The sequence below is a fragment of the Rhodococcus sp. T7 genome (genome assembly GCF_009872365.1).
Classification (GTDB): domain Bacteria; phylum Actinomycetota; class Actinomycetes; order Mycobacteriales; family Mycobacteriaceae; genus Rhodococcus_F.
The window spans coordinates 55630-78007 of record NZ_WXYH01000122.1 but is presented as its reverse complement, the minus strand read 5'-3'; the positions used below and the strand labels follow the sequence as shown (position 1 = coordinate 78007).

General features: G+C 69.4%; 1 protein-coding gene. It reads right to left on the bottom strand.

Translation table 11 applies throughout. The features are described from left to right. Positions 1 to 16: 16 nt before the first annotated feature. On the bottom strand, positions 17 to 22351 hold the full coding sequence (locus MLGJGCBP_RS15165) for a non-ribosomal peptide synthetase (protein ID WP_160096583.1): 22335 nt from the start codon (positions 22349 to 22351) through the stop codon (positions 17 to 19). Positions 22352 to 22378: the final 27 nt, after the last annotated feature.

The window sequence follows — 22378 nt, the reverse complement described above, 5'->3', positions numbered from 1 at the left end:
GTCGGCTGACGGAGCGTCATTCCACCGGTCCGCCCTCCGCTCTCCGAAGTAGCCTCGCGATCGCCGCCAGCGGCCCGGGCTCCGCCATAGCGGAGTGCGTGGTGTCGATGTGGTGCTCGATGACGGCGCCGCCGATGTGTCGACGCCACGCCTCCGGCAGGTTTGGATGCCGGTCCAGATCCTGGGCGGCCAGGAACAGGTCGGCGTCACCGTCGAAGAACCGGGGTTGGTGCGTGTGGGCGATTTGCTCGAGCCGCTCCATCAGGGCTGTGAAGTGCCGCAGCCGGTCCGCTGTGACGAAGGCCAGCGCCGGGTGATGTTCATGCAGCACGGTGGCGGCGTCCTCGAGGGTGAGCGACTCGTGTGGTGTGGGTACGCCGAACCCCTCGAGCAGCTCGGCGATGCTCGGCGGCGCCGGTTCGGGCAGTTGATGCTCCGACAGCAGTGTGTCGAGGAGCGCCGGCGCCGCCACCTGCTGGCCCACCTCGCGGAGCTGAACGGCCATCTCGTGGGCCACGGTGCCACCCAGCGACCAGCCCAGCAGGTGGTACGGACCGTCGGGTTGGACTTCGCGGATTGCCCTGACGTATCGGGCTGCCAGGTCGGCGACGGTCTCGGGGAGTTCGGCGACGCCGGTGGCCTGCAGACCATACAACGGTCGGTCGCCAATGTGCTCGCTGAGCCCCGCATAGCACCAGGCCAGACCGCTGAGCGGATGCACACAGAACAGAGGCGCCGAGTCCATGCGGCCCGGGTGCAGTTCGACGAGGGTGTCCAGCGCCCGCTCCCCCGCGGGGTCGTCGTGGCCGCCGGTCTCGATCCGCGCTGCCAGCCGCTGGATCGTGTTCTCGATGAAGATCCATTCGATCGGCACGTCGCGGCCCAGCCGCTCACGCAGTTCGCCCGCCACCCGCGCCGCACCCATCGAGGTTCCGCCGAGCGCGAAGAAACTCTCGTCCGCGGGCACCACCTTGGCGTCCAGCGTCTCGGCGCCGAGCATCTGGACGAACACTTCCGCGATGGTCTCTTCCAGGTCACCCGAGGGCAGCGCGGGTTCGCCTGTCCAGGCGCCGAAGTCGGGCTCGGGCAGAGCGTTCTCGTCCAACTTGCCCGACGGCAGCACCGGCATCCGGTCCAGAACGGTCACGGCGGAGGGCACCAGATGCCGCGGCAGCAACCCCCGAACGTGTTCGCGCACCGCCCGGGGCGCCAGGTTCGCCTTTCCGCCTACGTAGGACGCCAAAACCGTCTCACCACCTGGGGTTACGTGTGGGACGGTGACGGCGAACCTGATGTGCGGATGCCGTAGCAGCGCGGCATCCACTTCGGCCGGCTCCACCCGGATTCCGCGCACCTTCATCTGCCGGTCCGCCCTCCCGACATATTCGAGTTGACCATCCGAGGGCCGGCGGCGGACCACATCACCGGTGCGGTACATCCGCTCGCCCGGCTTGCCGTAGGGGTGGCCCACGAATCGTGCTGCGGTGAGCCCACTTCGGTTCACATAACCCCGCGACACGCTGCTACCCGCCAGGTACAACTCGCCGGGCACACCGTCGGGCACCGGGTGCAGACGCGAGTCGAGGACGAGTGCAATCGCACCGTCTATGACACCGCCGATGGTGACCGGTCCGTGCTCGATCCGGCCGGCGAGCGAGGCCTGGATGGTGAACTCCGCAGGCCCGTACGCATTGAACAGGCGGTGCCGGCGTGACCATCGCGCTGCCAGCTCGGTGGTCAATGCCTCGCCGACGGACATCACGGTCCGCGGGCTCAGATTCTCCGGGTCCAGAGACGACAGCACGGTGGGGGTCGCGATCAAGTGGGTGATCTGCTCGCGATCGATGAGGTGCTCCAGTTCTGCTCCGGCATAGGTGAATGCGGGAGCGATCACCAGTGCGCCGCCGGCGGCGATCGCCAAGAGCATCTCGAACAGTGAGGCGTCGAACGTCTGCGATGCCAGTTGCAGTACCCGCACAGGCTCGTCACCGAAGACGGCTCGGTGCGCGGCCACCACGTTGACGACACCCCCGTGCGGCACGGCTACACCCTTCGGCTGCCCCGTGGATCCGGACGTGTAGATGACGTAAGCAGGGTTGTCCACGGCCGCCGGGACCGGGTCCGCGTCGCCCACCGGTTCCTCGTCCAGGCGCAACCAATCGACTATCCTAGGAAGACCGTCCGCGACGTCGCGGATGGTCAGCCCGACTACCGCGTGCGAGTCGGCCAGCATCAATTCGAGTCGCTCCGCGGGGTGTGTAGGGTCCAGCGACACCCAGGCCGCGCCTGCCTTGGCCACGGCCCACACTGCGACCACCCAGTGCCACCCGCGTGGTGTCCCGACGGCCACCACGTCCTCGGGACCGACACCGCGCGACGCGAGAGCCCGCGCCCACCGGCTGGCCAGGCAGTCCAGTTCCCGGTAGGTCCACTGCTCGCCATCGGCCACCACCGCGACAGCGGATGGTGTGGCGCGGAACTGGGTTTCGAAGATCTCTGCGAGGGTGCGCGGCGCATGCGATCGGCGGGGGCCCCGCACGAGTTCGGCGTGCTCGGTGTCGGTGAGCATGTCGAGGTCCCCGACCGGCGTCGACGGGTCTGTCACGGCCGCGTCGAGGATGCGTGCGAAGCGCCGAACGAACCCTCGAGCCGTCGGCTCGTCGAACAGATCGATGGAATACACCAACCGCACCGTCAGCGCGTCGGCTGATTCGTTCACATCCCACACCAGGTCGAACTCGGTGGTCGGCGAACCCGCCGCGTACTCGTCGACGCTCGTTCCGGGCAGCGGGAACGGTCGCTGCGCGGCGCGCTGGTATGCCAGCATCACCTGGAACAGCGGGTTGTAGGCCGGAGACCGTTGCGGGGCGAGCCGCGCCACCACGTCGTCGAACGGCACATCGGCGTGTGCAAGGGCGTCGAGGTCGACACCGCGGACGTGGTCGAGGAGGTCCGCGAAGGGCTGCGGCGCAACCACCTCGGTACGCAGCGCCACGGTGCCGGCGAACATTCCCACCAGCCCGTCCAGCGCGGGGTCGGGCCGTCCGCCCACTGCCGTGCCCACTACCACGTCGGACTGTCCACTCTGGCGCGCGAGAAGCACCGCGAGCGCCGCGTGCAACACCATGAACATGGTCGCGCCTCGCTTGCGGGCCAGTTCGCCGAGTCGACCACGCAGATCGGCGTCCACCGTCCACTCCACGCTGTCGGCGGCCCGGCTGGGCAGCGGCGGGCGAGGGCGGTCCGTCGGCAACGGTAGCGGGGTGCCGACACCGTCGAGGACCTGCGCCCAGTGCTCGAGTTGAGCGTTGGCGAGGCTGGACGGGTCGGCTACGTCACCCAGCAGTCGGCGCATCCACACGGCGTAGTCTGCATAGTCGATCGGCAGGGTGGGCGGAACCCACTGCGGTGCGGTCTCTTCCAATCGAGAGTGGTAGGCCGCCGCGAGGTCCGTGAGCAGTGGCTCCATCGATCCGCCGTCCAGTGCGATGTGGTGCACCACCGCCGCGATCACGTATCCGCCGCCTTCCTCGGCCCAGATCCGTACTCGAACCGGCGCCTCGGTGGTGAGGTCGAACGGGCGCCGCCCCCACTCCGCCACCTCGGCCGTCACGTCCGCGCCAGTCACCGGGTGCAGGTCGGCAAGCGCCTGCGGGGTTTGCAGGATGACCTGGTGCGGTCCCTCCTCGTCTTCCGGGAATACCGTGCGGAGCGCCGAATGCCGTTCCAGCACATCGCTGATGGCCAATGTCAGCAGCTCGGGATTCACGGCAGGGTCGAGCCGCGTCGCGAATACCATGTTGTGCACGACGGCGTCTGGGTCCATGCGGCTCAGCAGCCACATACGCTGCTGCGTCGGCGAGAGCGGTATCCGCGCGTCGGGGTCTCGAGGCACCAACGGGGGGCGTGGGGTGACGCTCGGCGGATGATCCAGCCACCGGGCCAGCGCGGCCGCGGTGGGGTTCTCGAACAGCACTCGGGCGGGCACGTCCACTCCGAATGCCGCGGACAGGCGGGCGGTGACTGCGGTGGCGGAGAGCGAGTCGCCACCGAGTTCGAAGAAGCTGTGCTGGGAGCCGACGGTGATCCCGCCGAGGAGGTCCGCGAACACCCCGGCCACCAGTTCCTCGGTCACGGTGCGAGGGTCCACGGCCGGCGAACGGTCCTCGATTGCGTCCAGCGCCTTGGCATCGAGCTTGCCGTTGGCTGTCAACGGCAAGGCTTCGAGCACCACGATCCGTGGCGGCACCAGGTATGCGGGCAACTGCTCGGTCAGCTGCTCTCTCAGCGACTCCGGGTCGAGGTTCGTGCCGACCACGAAGGCCGCGAGGTCGGACCGCAGCAGCACCACAGCCGCTTGGTCCACCCCGGGCAGCCTGAGCAGTGCCGCCTCCACCTCGGCGGGCTCGATGCGCATGCCGCGCACCTTGACCTGCCGGTCCACGCGACCGATGAAGGACAGGGCGCCGTCCGCGCGCCGGTGCACCAGGTCGCCGGTGCGGTACCTGCGCGCGCCGTCGGGCGCCGCCACGAATCGCTCCGCAGTCTGACCGGGATCGTCGATATACCCCTGCGCAAGCCCTGCCCCCGCGAGGTACAGCTCGCCGACACCGCCGAGGGGCACGGGGCGCAGACGATCGTCGAGCACCGTGGCGGTGGTGCCCGGTATGGGCGTGCCGATAGTGACTTGCGCATCCACCTCGGTGAGCGTCGCGACCACCGTCGACTCGGTGGGGCCGTATGCGTTGAGCATGAGGCGGCCGGCCGACCAGGTCGTGGCCAGCTCGCGGCTGAGCGCCTCGCCGCCGACGGCCACCACGCGCAGTGCGTCGAGCCCGCGAGGGTCCAGGGTCGCGAGAACGGCGGGGGTCGACAGGTAGTGGGTGACGCGCTGCTCCACCAGCAGCCGCTGCAGCTCCGGGCCGGCGTACACGTCTGCAGGGGCCACCACCAGGCAGGCGCCCGAGCCGAAGGCCAGGAGCATCTCGAGTAGGGCGGCGTCGAAAGCGGGGTTATATCCGTGCAGCACCCGGTCTTCCGGGCTCACCCGGTAGCGGCGTACGGCCTCGGCGACGAGCGGACCGAGTCCGCGGTGGGTGACGGCGACGCCCTTGGGGGTACCGGTCGACCCGGAGGTGTACACAACATAGGCCAGGCCTTGCGCGTCTTCTCGGTAGTCGGGACTGCCGGAAGGGCGCATGGTGCCGGAGGCCCTGAATGCGGCGCCGGTCTTGGTGATCGCCCACAGTTCGATCACGAAGTCCACCGACCGCGGCGCGGTGATCGACACCACCGAGCCGGGGCCTATTCCCTCGGCCGTCAACTCCCGCGCCCGCTCGCTGGACCGCTCGTCCAGCGCCCGGTACGTCAGCGTCAGCGCACCGTCCGTCACTGCGTGGTTGTCCGGATGCGCGGCCGCGGTGGCCGTCAGGATCTCGGCGAGGGTGCGTTTCTCGGCCGGCCCCACGCCCACCAGGGTCTCCGCCGCAGTCAGCGCGATGTCGCCGACAGCAATCTCGGCATCGACGGTGATCGCATCGAGCACCTGCCCAAGCAGTTCCGCCGTCGAGCGCATCGTCGCGTGGTCGAACAGGTCGGCGGCGTATGCCACGGCAGCGTCCATGCCCGCGGGCTCGACGCCGTCCCACTGTTCGCTGAAGGTGAAGTGCAGGTCGAATTTCGCTGTGCGGGTGTCGAACTCTTCGGCATGCACCGTGAGCCCGGCCACCTCGACGGTGGGCGCGGCCAGGTTCTGCAGGGCCAGCGCCACCTGCGGGACTCGCCCACCGAGAAGGCCGGCGATGGTCTCGAACGGCACGTCGGCGTGCTCGAATGCGGCCACGTCGAAGTCGCGTACCTGGGCCAGCAGCCCGGTGAACGGCATGTCCGGCTCCACCTGCGCGCGCAGAGCGAGGGTGTTCACAAAGTTGCCGACCATCGGGTCCAGTGCTCGGTCGCCGCGCCCGGCGACGGCGGTGGCAATGGTGATGTCGCGGTGCGCTGGGTTGATGCGCGCCAACAGGACCGCCAGCGCAGCGTGCAGCACCATGAAGGGCGTCGCGTGCTGAGCAGCGGCCAGCCGGTGTACGGCCTTCTGCACCGAGGCCGACACCCGAAACCCGACTACCCCAGCCCGATCGGACGTTGCCACAGTTCGGGGTCGGTCCGTGGGCAGCAGCGCCGAGGACTCGACACCCTCCAGCGCCAGTCGCCAATGTTCGACGCACCGCGCGGCGTATCCGCCGCCCAGCAACTCCTGCTCCCACAGCGCGTAGTCGGCGTACTGCAACGGCAGCGGCGCCCACTGCGGCGCCGTGCCCGAGCGGCGGGCCTCGTACGCCGTCAACACATCGGCCACCAGCGGGGTCAGCGACCAGCCGTCGGCGGCAATGTGGTGCATGGTCACGGCCAGGACGTGCCGTTGCGGTGCGAGTCGCAGCAACCGCGCGCGCATCGGTAGGTCACGGGTCAGGTCGAAGCCCGCGGAGCCGAGCTGCGCCAACACGCCTGGAAGTTCGGGCGCGGCCACGTCGGCCGGCATCAAGTCGACCGGTGGGCCGGGCAGAATCTCCTGCTCAGGTAACTCGCCGGAAAGCAGGGGGTACCGGGTTCGCAGTATCTCGTGCCTGGCGATGACGTCGTCGAGTGCCGCGGCCAGGGCGGCTGCGTCCAGCGGGCCGTCCAGCCGCACCATGACAGGCAGATTGTAGGCGGCGGAGGCGGGATCGTTCCGGCCCAGCACCCACATGCGGTGCTGGCTGCGAGAGAGTGGGATTCGCTCCGGCCGCGGCCTGGCCACCAGAGCGGGACGCAGGTCCGCCTCCGGCACGGCGCCGTCGAGGGCCGCGGCGAGTTCGGCGACCGTGGGATGCGCGAACAGGGTGCGAAGCGGCACCGTGAAGCCCACCGTCTCGGCCAGCCGCGCCGTCAACTGCGTCGCGAGCAGCGAGTTTCCGCCGGCGTCGAAGAAGTGCGCGCCGCGTCCCACCTCCGCCGCCCCGAGCAGGTCGGCGAACACCGCGGCGACTATGTGTTCGGTGTCGGTGACGGGCGGCTCATCCAACTCGACGCCCAGGTGGGGTGTCCACCCGTCCAAGGCGCCGAGCGCGCGCACATCCAGCTTGCCGTTCACGGTGGGCGGCGTCGACTCGAGCACCACCACCGTGGTGGGCACCAGGTACGACGGCAGTAGCGCGGCCAACCGGCGCCGCAGCTCTGTCACGTCCAGTTCGCCGCGCGGCAGCACGTAGGACGCGAGGACCTCGGCGCCGGCCGGGGTGGTGTGCACGACGGTGGCGGCGAAGTCGACGTCCGCCACGCGGGCGATGGCGGCGTCGATTTCAGCGGGTTCGATGCGGACGCCGCGGATCTTCAGTTGAGAGTCGTTGCGGCTCAGATAGTCCAGGACGTAGCCGTCCGGGGTGGAGCGCCACCGAACCAGGTCGCCGGTCCGATACATTCGCGCACCCGGGTTGTCGGATGTACCGGCACCAGCGACGAACCGTTCCGCCGTGAGCCCCGGCTGCCCGGAGTATCCGCGGGCCAGCGCATCACCGGCCAGGTACAGCTCACCAGGGACGCTCGCGGGCACCGGCCGCAGCCGCTGATCCAGCACGAGCGCCCGCACGCCGTGGACGGGTGCGCCGATCGACACCGGCTCCCCCGCCACCAACGCATTCGAGCTGACGGCGTACATGGTCGCCTCGGCAGGGCCGTACCCGTTGAACATCCGCCGCCCGGGCGCCCAGCGGTCGACCAGTTCGGCGCCCAGTCGTTCGCCGCCGGACATCAGCACGCGCAGGTCCGGCAGCGCACGGTCGCCGAGGGTCGCGAGCGCTGTGGGGGTGATGCAGGCGTGGGTGATGCGTTCGCGCTCGAGTAGGTCGCCCAAAGCTGGGCCGGCGAACTCGGTGTCCGACGCAATCACCAGGGTGGCTCCAGAGGCGCCCGCCACCAGCACCTCGAGCAGTGCCATGTCGAATCCGGCCGCGGCGCGGCGCAGCATCCGTGACCCCGGCCCCGCTCCGTACCGGTGCGCCAGGTCTGCATCGAGGGCGGCCATGCCGCGTTGGGTCACCACCACCCCCTTGGGTGTGCCCGTGGTCCCGGAGGTGAACACCACGTACGCCGGGTGGTCGGGGTGCACGTAGGGGCACGCGAATGCGCCCTCCGGGGCGGATGGGCGCGCCCCTGCATCGAGCCATGTCACGCCGCCACCGAGGTCGGGTGCGCCCACCCCCACGGAGACCATCGACGCCGCCAGCATCACCTCGATGCGGGCCGCGGGCAGGGTGGGATCGACCAGTACGGGCGCCGCGCCGGTCTTCGCTATGGCCCACAACGCCACCACCGAATCGACTGATCGCGGCACCGCCCATGCCACCGGGTCACCGGGTCTTGCACCGAGCGCCTGCAGTTCTCGCGCCAGGGCATCCGACCGCGCATCCAGCTCACGATAGGTGAGCTCACCGTCGGCGGCCCGGACCGCCACCGCGTCCGGTACGAGAACCGCACCCCGCGTCAAGATCTGCTGCATGGACAGCGGTTCGGGCGCATCGGGCCCACAGGACGGCACCAGCGCCGAGCGCTCGTCGGCGTCCAACAGGTCTATGTCGCCCACCGTCACGCCGTCGTCCAATGTCACCGCCTCGAGAAACTGCACCAACCGGGATGCAAATCTCTCGATGGTCGATGGTTCGAACAGGTCTGCGTTGTAACCGAAGTCGAGGTGCATCCGACCGCCTGGCGCGGGTTCGGTGACCGTGAGCTGCAGGTCGAAGTTCGCCCACTCCGCGGCCAGCGCCACCGGAGTAACACTCAACCCCGGCAGCGCGATGTGCCCGGACCGGTGCCGCTGCATCGACAGCGCCACCTGGAACAGTGGATGATGTGACGCCGAGCGCGCAGGGTTGAGCAGCTCCACCAACGTCTCGAATGGCATGTCCGCGTGCGTGTATGCCGCCACGTCCCGCTCGTGCACGTGGGCCAGCAGCTCCGCGAAGGTGGCGGACGGGTCCACGTCCGCGCGCAGCACCAGGGTGCCGGCGAACATGCCGACCAGGTCGTCGAGCTGTGGGTCGGTGCGTCCGGCGACAGCCGTCCCGATCGGCACGTCGCGGCTGCCGCTGTACCGGGAAAGCAGGGCTGCCAGCGCCGCGTGCAGCACCATGAACGTGGTGGCCCGCCCGGCCCGCGCCAACGCGGCGAGCGCGTCGTGCAGTCGCTCGTCCAGTTCCACCGCAACCGCCGCGCCACGGCCGGACGGCTCCGCGGGCCTCGGGTGGTCGAGGGGCAGCGTCACCTGTTCGGGCAGGTCTGCCAATGTGTCGAGCCAGTACTGCTGTTGTGTGTCGTCGGTGGAGCCGTCGAGCATCGCGCGTTGCCACACGCTGTAGTCGCTGTACTGCACGGGCAGCGGGTGCCATTCGGGTGCGCGGCCCAGGGCGCGTGCACGGTACGCCACGATGGTGTCGCGGACCAGCGGGTTCAGCGACCATGCGTCGGCCGCGATGTGGTGTACGACGAGGGCGAGCACGTGGGCGCGAGGGCCGGTGCGGTACAGCCGCGCCCGCAAGGGCTGCTCCACGGCGACGTCGAAGCCCGCTTCGGCGAGTGCGCGCACGTGCGCGGTCACGGCATGGTCGGGGATTGCGACGGGTGTCAGGTCCAGCTCCACCCCATCGGTGTCGAGCAGCACCTGGTGGACCCCGTCCGCGGCGGCGGGGTAGACGGTGCGTAGCGTCCGGTGCCGCTCCACCACGTCCCGGGCCGCGGAAGCAAGAGCGTCCGCGTCCAGGTTGCCGTCGAGTCGCACGATGAGCGGAAGGTTGTATCCGGCTGCGCCGGTGTCGAATTGGTTGACGATCCACATCCGCTGCTGAGCGGGAGAGAGCGGCAGAGGTTCGTCGATCGTGGCCGGCAGCAGAGCGGGACGCCGACGCCCGGCGCCGGCCCGCTCCTCGACGCGGACGGCGAGCGCGGCGACGGTGGGCGCCTCGAACACATCACGCACCGTCACATCGGTGTCGAAGACGGCACTGACCCGGGCGGCGACACGGGTGGCGATCATCGAGTTGCCGCCCAGGTCGAAGAAGTTGTGCCGCGCGCCCACGTCGATGCCGCCGAGCAGCTCGGCGAACACCCCGGCAACCACGTCCTCGATGGGGCCGTGCGCAGCGTGCCCCCCGGCGTCCACGCCGTCGACGGCCAGATCCGGATCGGGCAACGCCTGCCGGTCGAGCTTGCCGTTGGCGGTCAGCGGGATTGCGGAGAGGGGGACCACCGATCCGGGCACCAGGTGCTCGGGCAGCGCCGCGCGGAGGTGCCTGATCAGGCTGGCCGGATCAGCGTCGGCCACTACATACGCCACGAGCTGTTCGCCGATCACGGTGTCGCGCAGCACCACCGCGGCACGGTCGACGTCGGGGTGGTGGAGCAGTGCCGCCTCGATCTCACCGGGTTCGATGCGGTAGCCGCGCAGCTCCACTTGGGCGTCGGCGCGCCCGATGTAGTCCAGCTGCCCGTCGACGCGGTACCGGGCAAGGTCACCGGTGCGGTACATGACCGAACCATGGCCGAAGGGATCAGCGACGAACCGTTGCGCCGTCAGCCCGGTACGGCCCAGGTACCCGCGCGACACCTGTGCACCTGCCACGTACAGTTCTCCGACTGTGCCGGGAGGCGCCAGGCGCAGCGAGGCGTCCAGCACGTAGGTGTGCAGTCCCGGTAGCGCCCGCCCGATGTTTCCGCGAGACATATCCGTCGCAGTCAGGTCATGCCGCGTGACGTGCACGGTGGTTTCGGTGATGCCGAACATGTTGACCGCACGCACACCGGGGTGCCGCTCGAGCCACGGCCACACCATCGCCGGATCGAGGGCCTCGCCGCCGAAGATCAGCAGGCGCACGGCCAGGTCGTCGTCCGCGGCCGGGTCGATGTCGGCGTGTTCGGCCAGCTGGCTGAACGCGGACGGCGTCTGGTTGAGCACGGTCACCCGCTCGCGTACGAGGAGGTCCAGGAACTCGCCGGGTGAACGGGCCACGTAGTGGTCCACCAGCACGAGTCGGCCGCCGGTGGTGAGCGCGCCCCACATTTCCCAGACGGAGAAGTCGAAGGCATAGGAGTGGAACATCGTCCACACGTCCTGCGGGCCGAACTCGAAGTCGGCGCTCGTGTTCGCCAGGAGCGACAGCACATTGGCGTGTGAGACCAGCACACCCTTGGGCTGTCCGGTGGACCCGGAGGTGTAGATCAGATATGCGCCTCGTGCCCGTGCGCCCCTGTGGTAGCTCTGGCTACCGACAAGGCGCCCGGGCAGCGGAGCTGCCCGATCGATCAGCATCGTGGGGCACGACACTTCCGGCAGCCGCTGTGCGTCGGCCACCGTGGAGACCAGTACCACCGGTGACGCGTCCGCCAGCAGGTACCGGACGCGTTCGACCGGGTAGTCCACGTCCACGGGTAGGTACACGCCGCCGGCCCGCACCACTGCGACCAGCGCTACCACCAGGTCCACCGACCGCGATACCGCCACTGCCACTACGTCTTCTGCACCCACGCCGGCGTCGATCAGCACCGACGCCACCCCGGCGGAGCGCTCGTCCAGTTCGGCGTAGGTCAGCGATTGCTCGCCGAACGTCACGGCCACCGCATCGGGGCGTTCCAGAGCCCGCTGCGTGAACAGCTCCGCCAGTGACACGGCGTCCGGCGCCGTCCCGTCGACGCTCGCGACCGCCGCGGAACGTTCGTCAGCGGTCAGCACGTCCACGGCGCCCAGCACCACATCGGGGTCGGTACTCACGGCGCGCAGCACCCGGTGCAGCCGCTGCACCCATGATGCGACGGTGGCGCGGTCGAACATCTCGCTCGGATAGGTGAACACCCCATCCAGGCCGGCTGCCGTGCCGTCGTCGGCCCGCTCCTCACGCACCGACACCTCGAGATCGAAACGGCTGATTCCGGTTCCCATCTCTCGACCACGGGCAGTGAGCCCCGGCAGGGACACCTCGGTGATGTCGTGGAAGTTCTCGAACGCCAGCATCACCTGGAACAGCGGGTGATGCGCAGTCGACCGGGCGGGGGCCACGGCGTCGACCACCTGGTCGAAGGGCACCTCCGCGTGCGCGAACGCCGCCAGGTCCGTCGCCCGCACCGATGCCAACAGCTCAGCGAACGTCGCCCGCGGATTGATGCGGGTGCGCAGCGCAACAGTGCCGACGAACATCCCGATCACGTCGTCCAATGCCGGATCGGTGCGACCGGACGTGGGAGTGCCGACGGCGAAGTCGTCGGAGCCGGTCAGCTTGGCCAGCAACACGGCCAGTGCCGCATGCAGCACCATGAACAATGTCGAATTCTGTTCGCGAGCCAAATTTTCCAGCATCTGATGCAGCTCGGACGGCACAGCGAAGGGCACAGAACCTGCGGTGAGCTGATCGGTCGCCGGACGCGTTCGATCGGCCGGCAACTCCAGCAGCGCGGGCATGCCGGCCAATGCGGTTGTCCAATAGTTCAGTTCGCGGCGAGCCAGGCTGGAGGGGTCGTCCGGGTCGCCGAGCAGCTCGCGCTGCCACACCGCATAGTCGGTGTACTGCACGGGCAGCGCTACCCAGTCGGGGGCCGAGCCGGCCAAGCGCGCCCGGTACGCCACTCCCACGTCCCGGATCAGCGGGGCAAACGACAGTCCGTCGACCGCGATGTGGTGCACCAGCACCGCCAGTAGGTGCCGATCGGGCGCGAGCCGGAACAGGGCCAGACGCACAGGTGGCTCGGTGGTGAGGTCGAACCCGCGACCCGCGACCGCGGCCACCGCGGATTCGACGACGTCCGGGTCCACCGCAACCGCGGGTAGGTCCACCGAGACGGGCGCGATGAGCTGTACCGGGCCGACTTCTGTATCCGGGAACACGGTCCGCAGCGCCGCGTGCCGCTCGACCACGTCGGCAAGCGCCGACCGCAGCGCCTCGGCATTCAGGTCGCCGTCCAGGTCGACGGCGAACGGCACGGTATACGCGGCCGAACCGGGGTGGAGCTGGCCCAGCAACCACAACCGTTGCTGCGCCGGGGCGAGCGGCGCCGGACCGTCGGGGCCGCGGGCCACCAACGGCGGACGCTGCTCCCCGCCCTCGGCGATCAGCGCGGCCAACCCCGCGACCGTCGGGTTCTCGAACAACTCCCGCACGCCGATACGCACCCCGGACACCGCCGACAACCGGGAAACCACCCGCGTCGCCGACAGCGAGTTGCCGCCCAGCGCAAAGAAATCCGTGTCCGCACCCACCACCGACACATCCAGCACCTCGGCCACGGTATCGGCGATCAACTTCTCCACCGGGGTCTGCGGGGCCCGCGACGCGAATGCCGGCACCTCGGGCGCGGGCAGCGCCGCCCGATCCACCTTGCCGCTAGGAGTCAACGGCACCGCGTCCAACACAGTCACCGTCGCGGGCACCATGTTGCGGGGCAACTTCTGCGCCGCGTACGCGCGCACCGCATCCGAATCCAGTTCGGTGCCGTGCACATACGACGCCAACACCGGCGCACCCGCCACCGAACGCACCACCGTGACCGCGGTGTCGACACCGAGCGCGGACGCGAGCACCGCGTCTACCTCACCGAGCTCGATTCGCAGCCCTCGGATCTTCACCTGATCGTCGGCGCGGCCCACGAACACCAACTCGTGACCGGCGCTCCAGCGCGCCAGGTCCCCGGTCCGATACATACGGATTGCCGGATCGCCGAACGGGTTGGCCACAAACCGTTCTGCCGTCAGCCCCGGCTGCCCCAGATACCCGCGTGCCACTCCCGGGCCCCACAGGTACAGCTCACCGACCACGCCGACGGGCGACGGGCGCAACATCGCATCCAACACCACCGCCGACGCACCCTCGATCGGCCGGCCGATCGTCACGGATGTGCCCGGGTGCAACGGCTCCGTCGACGACGCCCATATCGTCGTCTCGGTCGGCCCGTACAGGTTCAGCACCGTGCGGTCTGCACCCCACTGCGACACCACCTCCGGCGGACACACGTCGCCCGCCACCGCCAACAGCTGCAGACTCTCGAGCCCACTCGGGTCCATCAATGCCGGCACCGCCGGCGTCGACGTCCAATGCGTCACCCGCTCACGCAGCAGCACATCCTTCAGTTCGTCCCCGCCGAACGCTCCCGGCGGGGCGATCACCAGCGTCGCACCGGCCGTGAACGCCACCAACATCTCATGAATCGACGCATCGAACGACGGCGACGCCGCCTGCAGCACCCGCGACTGCGGGGATGCCCCGTACATCCTGCGCAACGCCGCCGCATGACTCGCCAGACCGGCGTGCGTGAGCACGACACCCTTGGGTGTTCCCGTGGAGCCGGACGTGTAGATGACGTATGCGGGATGATTCACCGATAACGGCCGCACCCGATCGGCATCGGTCACCGCAGACGAATCCCCGGCCCCATCCGCCGCGTCTACCCAGTCCACACCCGCGGGCACCACCGAGTCGTCCGCGGCCACCGCGATCGTCGCACCCGAGTCGACGAGCATGTGCACTACACGCTCCGCCGGGTAGCCGGGGTCCACCGGTACGAAAGCCGCACCCGTCCGGGCCACCGCCCACACTGCCACCACGAAGTCCACCGACCGCGGCAGTATCAACGCCACCCGATCCTCGGGTCCCACCCCCAGACCGATCAACTTGCGTGCTAGACGGTTGGCCCGCACATCGAGCTGCCGATACGTGGTGTCCGACCCCTCGAAACGCAGCGCCACGCCCTCGAGATCACCGCGCAGCAGTTCCGGGAGCGTCACGGGTTCCATGGCAGCCGGACCGGCGAGGGGAACCAACGCCGCCCGCTCGGCAGCATCGATCACATCGATCTCACCTACGACCACCAGAGGGTCTGCGGCCGCCGCACCCAGGACCCGCTGCAGCAGGCCTGCCCACCGGGCGATGGTCGCGTGGTCGAACAGCTCGACCGGGTACCTGATCTCGCCGTCGAGTCCGGCAGCCACTCCGCCCTCGCCATGCAGTTCCCGGATCGATACCTCGAGGTCGAATCGGCTGACCGTGCTCGCCACGCCGCGGTCCCGGACGGTGACACCGTCGAACACCGCCTCACCGTGAGTGAAGTTCTCGTAGGCCAACATCACCTGGAACAGCGGGGTGTGACCGCCGGTCCTGTCGTGTCCCACCGCGTCGACCACCTGGTCGAACGGCACATCGGCGTGCGCGAACGCCGCCAGATCCGCCGTCCGCACCGACGCCAGGAAATCCGCGAACGTGGCCTGCGGGTCGACGCGGCTGCGCAACACCACGGTGCCGACGAACATCCCCACCAGATCGTCGAGCGCCGGATCGGTGCGCCCCGACACGGGTGTGCCGACAGAAAGGTCATGGCTGCCGCTCACCACCGACAGCGCCACCGCGAGGGCGGCGTGTACCACCATGAATGTGGTCGAGTTGTGTGTGCGTGCAAGTGCGTTTACCGCGAGATGCAACTCGGCATCCATCCTGAACGGCACTTCACCGGCGGTCAGTTGACCCGGCGAAGTGCGGGGCCGGTCGGTCGGCAATGGCAGCCGTTCCGGCAACCCGTCCAGCTCGGCGATCCAGAACTCGAGATCCTGCTGCGCCGACGCGGACTGCACCTCCCGCTCCCACCGCGCGTAGTCGGAGTACCGCACCGCCAGCTCGGCCCAGGCAGGCGAGCGCCCTGCCCGCCGCGACTCGTAGGCCGTGACCAGGTCACGGATCAGCGGCGCAAACGACAACCCGTCCATCACGATGTGGTGCACGACCACCGCCACCGTGTAATTTCTGGGCGCGCGCTCGAAGATCCGGATCCGCACCGGCGCCTCACCGGTGAGGTCGAAACCCCGCCCGGCGAGGGCGGCGATCGCAGCGTCCACGCCTTCGGCACCCGTCGTTACCGGCGTCAGATCCAGTTGCGTTGCGTGTATCTCCTGTACCGGACCGGAATCGGTGTCGGGGAACACGGTGCGCAACGGCTCGTGCCGCGTCACCACATCCCGCACCGCCGCCGCGAGGGCGTCGACGTCCACATCGCCGTCCAGGTCGACCGCGAACGGCACGAGGTAGTCGGCTGACCGTGGGTTCATCCGGTCCAGCAACCACAACCGCTGCTGGGCGAGCGCCAACGGCGCCGGACCCTCCTCGGATGAACGCTCCAGTGCCGGACGCGACACCCGATCGGCGGATATGCGTGCGGCGAGCAGTGCGACGGTCGGCGCCTCGAACACCTCACGCACCGCAACGCGTCGACCCGACGCGGCACCCAACCGTGACACCAACCGGGTTGCCGTCAGTGAACTTGCGCCCAGCGCAAAGAAATCGGCATCCGCATCCACCGACGGCACACCGAGTACGTCGGCCACCACCCCGGCCACCAGCTCCTCGAGCACCCCGCGCGGCGCCCGAGACGGGGCGTCGACCGCTGCCGGCTCCGGCAACGCCGTCCGATCCAGCTTCCCGCTCCGCGTCAGCGGCACCTCGTCCAGCACCGTCACCGACGCCGGTACCAGGTACGGCGGCAACCGCTCGGCGACGAACGCCAGCACCGCGGCCGAGTCCACGTCCGTGCCGTGCACATACGACGCCAGCACCGACTCGCCCGATGCCGCCGTGCGCGTCACCGTCACCGCTGTGCCTACGCCCGGGAACTGGGCGAGCACCGCGTCGATCTCGCCGAGCTCCACCCGGAAGCCACGGATCTTCACCTGATCGTCGGTGCGGCCCGCGAACTCCAACTCGTGAGACGCCGTCCACCGCACCATGTCACCGGTCCGGTACATGCGCGAACCGTGGGCACCGAAGGCGCCGGCCACAAACCGTTCCGCCGTCAGCCCCGCCTTGCCGTGATATCCGCGGGCCAGGCACTCGCCGGACAGGTACAGCTCGCCGACCACACCCACGGGCACCGGCCGCAACCGCTCATCCAGCACCACGGCCTCGGTGCCCGCGTACGGCCGGCCGAGGGTGATGTGCACGCCCGGACGCAGCGGCTCGGCACTGGTGCACACGACGGTAGTTTCGGTGGGGCCGTAGCTGTTGATCATGGTGCGGCCCGGCGCCCAGCGGGCCGCCAGTTCGGGAGGGCAGGCTTCGCCGCACACCTCGAGCACGCGAAGGTGGTCGAGCCCTTCGGGGTTCATCAGCGCCGGCACGGTCGGGGTGGTGAGGAAGTGCGTGACGCGTTCACGCCGGAACAGCTCGGTCAGCTCGTCGCCGCCGTACATGCTCGGAGGCGCGATCACCAGGGTGGCCCCGGCGGTGAACGCCAGCAACAGTTCCCCGACGGAGACGTCGAACGACGGCGACGCGAAGTGCATCACCCGTGAGTTCTCGTCCAGTTGCCGGGATTGGGCATTCGCGGCGACCATTGCGGCAAGACCGCGGTGAGTGACGGTGACGCCTTTGGGGGTTCCGGTCGACCCGGAGGTGTAGATGACGTATGCCGGATGGTCCACGCGCAGCGGACGGACGCGGTCGCGGTCGGTGATGGGTGAGCCGTCCCCGGACAGTTCGGCCGTACTGATCCAGGCGATGCCGCCCGGCACTACTGCCGCATCGGCGGCCAGGGCCACCCTCACCGCGGAGTCGGCGAGCATATGGGCGATCCGCTCGGCCGGATATCCCGGATCGATCGGTACGAACGCCGCACCCGCTCGCGCCACCGCCCACAGGGCGACCACCGACTCGATCGATCGAGGCGCCATGACCGCGACCAGATCCTCGGGTCCGATGCCACGGTCGATCAGCTGCCGTGCCAGACGGTTCGCGCGACGATCCAAATCGCGGTAGGTCACGTCGACGCCCTCGTACCGCAGGGCTGTGCCCCCGGAACTCAGCCCGGCATCCAACATGTCGGGCAGAGTCCGTGCAGGCATCGCCGCCGGACCGGATGCGGGCACCAGTGCTGCGCGGTCGGCCGGAGCAATCAGATCCAGGTCGCCCACCACCACCGCCGAGTCGGCGGCCACCGAACTCAGGATGTGCTGCAGCAGATCCGCCCATCGTTCGATGGTCTGGCGGTCGAACAGCGCGGTCGGGTATGTGATCGACCCGCTCAACCCGTTCCCGGAGCCGAGCTCCTCCACGTCGATGTCCAGGTCGAATCCTCGTGCCTTCGAACCTCTCGGCCGCGCTCGGGCGGTGAGGCCGGGCAGCGCCAGTTCGGTGGGGACAAAGTTCTGGTAGGCCAGCATCACCTGGAACAGCGGGTGATGATCGTCGGAGCGTTCGGGTGCGACGGCATCCACTACCCGGTCGAACGGCACGTCGGTGCGTGTGAACGCGCGCAGGTCCCCGCGACGGACCGAGGCCAGCAGCTCGGCGAACGTCGACCCGGTGTCGACGCGGGCGCGCAGCACCACTGTGCCGACGAACATGCCCACCAGATCGTCCACCGCGGGGTCGGTACGGCCGGAGACGGATGTTCCGATCGCGGTGTCTGCGCTGCCGGTCAGTGTGCGCAGGAGCACCGCCAGCGCGGCGTGCAGAACCATGAAGGGTGTCGCGTTGATCTGCTGCGCCACCGCTTCGATGGCGCGGTGCAGTTCGGCGGAGATCTCGAAGTCGACCTGCTCGGCCCGTGCGTCCGGCGTCACGCGCGGACGGTCGGTGGGCAGCAGCGTGGCGTCCATCCCGTCCAACTCCGACACCCAGAAGGACAGCTCGCGTGCTGCCAGGCTGGTGGGGTCGGCGGGATCGCCGAGCACGGCGCGCTGCGACACCGCGTAGTCGGTGTACTGCACGGGGAGTGGCGCCCAGGCGGGGGCCTGGCCGGTCAGCCGTGCCGTGTAGGCAGCGGTGAGGTCGCGGGCCAGCGGGGCAAACGACAGCCCGTCGACGGCGATGTGGTGGACCGCCACCGCGAGCAGGTGCCGATCGGGTGCGATCCGGAACAGCCTCAGGCGCATCGGTGTTTCGGCAGCGAGGTCGAACCCGCCACCCGCCACCGCGGCCACCGCAGCCACCGCCGGATCGACCGTGTCGGGCTCCACCGGCACCGGCGTCAGGTCTACCGAAGCGGCGGTGATCACCTGCACGGGTGCATCGTCAACCAACGGGAGAACGGTCCGCAGCGGCGCGTGCCGATCGAACACATCCACCAGAGCCGACCGCAACGCATCCACATCCAGGTGGCCGTCCAGGTCGACGGAGAACGCGATCACGTACGGGTCCGCGGCCGGGTCCATCTGGTTGATCAGCCACAGCCGCTGCTGCTCGGGTCCCAACGGCGCGGGACCTTCGACACCAGATGCCACCAGGGCTGGACGCGGGCTTCCTGTCCCCGAAAGTCCCCCGTGGGCGATCAGGGCGGCCAGCCCCGACACCGTGGGGTTCTCGAACAGATCCAGGACTCCGATGCGCACGCCGGCCACCGCCGACAACCGGGACACCACCTGGGTCGCAGACAGCGAGTTGCCGCCCAACGCAAAGAAATCCGTGTCCACGCCCACGGCAGGCACGCCGAGCACCTCGGCCACCGCGTCCGCCACTATCTGCTCCACCGGAGTCCGCGGTTCACGCGACTCTTCAGCGGGCGACACCGCCTCGAGCAGCGCCGCCCGATCCACCTTGCCACTGTGTGTCAACGGCAGCTCGTCCAGCACCGTCACAGACGCGGGCACCATGAAACGCGGCAAGCGTTCGGCGACAAACGCCCGCACGGCAGCCGAATCCACCCCCGCACCTTGTACATACGACGCCAGCATCGGCGCACCCGCCGCGGAGCGGGCCACCGTCACCGCGGTATCGACGCCGGGCGCGGACGCGAGCACCGCGTCGATCTCACCGAGCTCCACCCGGAACCCGCGAATCTTCACCTGATCGTCGACGCGACCGACGAATTCCAGGGCGTGTGAGGTGTTCCACCGCACCAGGTCCCCGGTCCGGTACATACGTGCGGCCGGATCGCCGAAGAGGTTTGCCACAAACCGCTCCGCCGTCAACCCCGCACGTCCGAGGTATCCGCGTGCCAGGCCGGAACCCGTCAGGTACAGCTCGCCCACCACGCCCACCGGCACCGGCCGCAACGACGCGTCGAGCACCAACACCGATGTGCCGTCGATGGGGGCACCGATCGACACCGGATCGTCCGCGGCCAACGGGCCGGCGGCAGTGGACCACACGGTGGCCTCGGTGGGGCCGTACAGGTTGAGCAGCGTGCGCCCCGAACCCCACCGCGACACCAATTCCGGCGGGCACACGTCACCCGCGACGGCAAGCACCCGCAAGTCGTCGAGCGCAACAGGGTCGATCAGGGCGGGCACCGCCGGGGTGGTGGTCCAGTGGGTGATCCGCTCGCGGCGCAGCAGGTCGGACAGCTCCTCGCCGCCGTACACGTCGGCGGGGGCAATCACCAGTGTCGCCCCGGCCGTGAATGCGGAGAGCGCCTCGTGGACCGACGCGTCGAAACTCGGTGACGCGAAGGCCAGCACCCGGGACGTGGCGTCCACCCCGTACAGCCGCTGGAGTGCCGCGGCATGACTCGACAATCCACGATGGGTAACCGTGACGCCCTTGGGGGTACCGGTGGAACCGGACGTGTAGATGGCATAGGCGGCGTGGTCGACGTGTAGCGGCCGCACCCGGTCGGCGTCCGTGATCGGGGCCGTGTCGCCGTCGAGGTCGGCTATATCCACCCAGTGGGCACCCGCCGGGACTTCGTCCGCCGAGTCGGCGATCACCGTGCGGACCCCGGAGTCGTTCAGCATGTGCGCCACGCGCGCAGGGGGGTAACTCGGATCGACGGGCACGAATGCCGCGCCGGATCGTGCCACCGCCCACAGCGCGACGAAGTACTCGACCGATCGGGGCAGCATCACCGCCACCAGATCCTCGGGCCCCACACCCGAACCAATCAACCTGCGCGCCAACCGAGTTGAACGATCGTCCAGTTCCCGGTACGTCACGTCGAGGCCACCCTGCCGCAGAGCGACCGCGTCGGGATTCCCCACTCCCGCATCCAGCAATGTGACCAAAGTCACCGGCCGGGCGGCGGCCGGCCCGGCGCATGGCACCAAAGCGGCCTGCTCGTCGTCGGTGAGCAAGGAGAGCTCGCACACTGCCATATCCGGTGCGGCGTCGACGAAGACCGCCAAGAAGTCCAGGAACCGGGAGTGGTGCCGCTGCAGTTCCTCCTCGCCGTACAGCGCAGGATTGGCCTCGAAGTCGACGCGGGTGGCACTCCCGGTTACCGCCGGGTAAAGCTTGAGCGACAAGTCGTCGACCGGGCCCGACGACAGCAGAGTGAGCTCGCCGACCACGTCGCCCAACACGATCTCGCTGTGGAACATCATGATGTTGACCGTGGGTCCGAAGCTGCTGCGCATCCCGGAAACCCGCAGGTCACGGCGCATGTCCTCGTACCGGTACCGCTGATGACGCAGGGCGCCGGTCAGCTCCAGCTGCACGCGCCGCACCAGGTCCTCGGTGCCATCGGAGCGCTCGACCTGCACGCGCAGGGGAACGACGTTCGACACCATGCCGGTCGAGCGACGCGCGGCGGCGGTGGTGCGCCCCGAGACGGGAAAGTTCAGGACGATGTCGGCGTTTCCCGTCATCCGCGCGAGGTAGGCAGCGAAGGCTGCCACCACCACGGGAACGTCGGACGAATTCCATTTGCGCGCAAGGCTGCCGATCCGGTCTGCGACCTCGGTGTCCATCAAGCGGCTGACCCGGCGGGACGGCACGGAGAGGCCGGCCTCCCGATCGGTGAGCCGGGACGGCTCGGGCAGCCCGGCCGTCCGCTCGGCCCAGTATTCCCGATCATTCGCGAACCTGCTGGTCGAGCGGTAATCCGCCTCGCCCTCGTAGAGTTCCCGCAGGCCCAGCGCCTTTGACGGCGGCGGCTCGGTTCCGTTCACCAGGTGCGTGTACAGCTCAGCTACCCGGTTGGTCAGCACCATGGCACCGTGGCCGTCGATCACCAGGTGATGCGCGTATGAGAACCAGTAGTAGTGCTGCTCGCCGAGATGCAGCAGCGTGGCCGTAATCAGTCGGTCGGTCAAGACATTCAGCGGCCGACTGTATTCCGCGGTCATCCACCGGTGCGCCTCGGCGACGGGATCGCCGCATCCACGCAGGTCACGGTAGACGAGGGCATCAGGGAACGTCAGATCTACCAGTTGGTAAGGCTCGCCCTCATTTTCGACCAGACGCACAAACGGAGATTCCAGCTCGCGGCACCCGCGGTCGGTGGCCGCGATCAGGGCGTCGACATCGAGCACCCCGCGGACCTCCACATACTGGGCCACAGTGAGGGGGACATTCGGATCGAGTTGCTGAGCGAACCAGAGGCCCTGCTGCGCACGCGAAAATGGGAAGGCGCTCACTTGCGCAATCCCCCCGTCCGCTGCGCA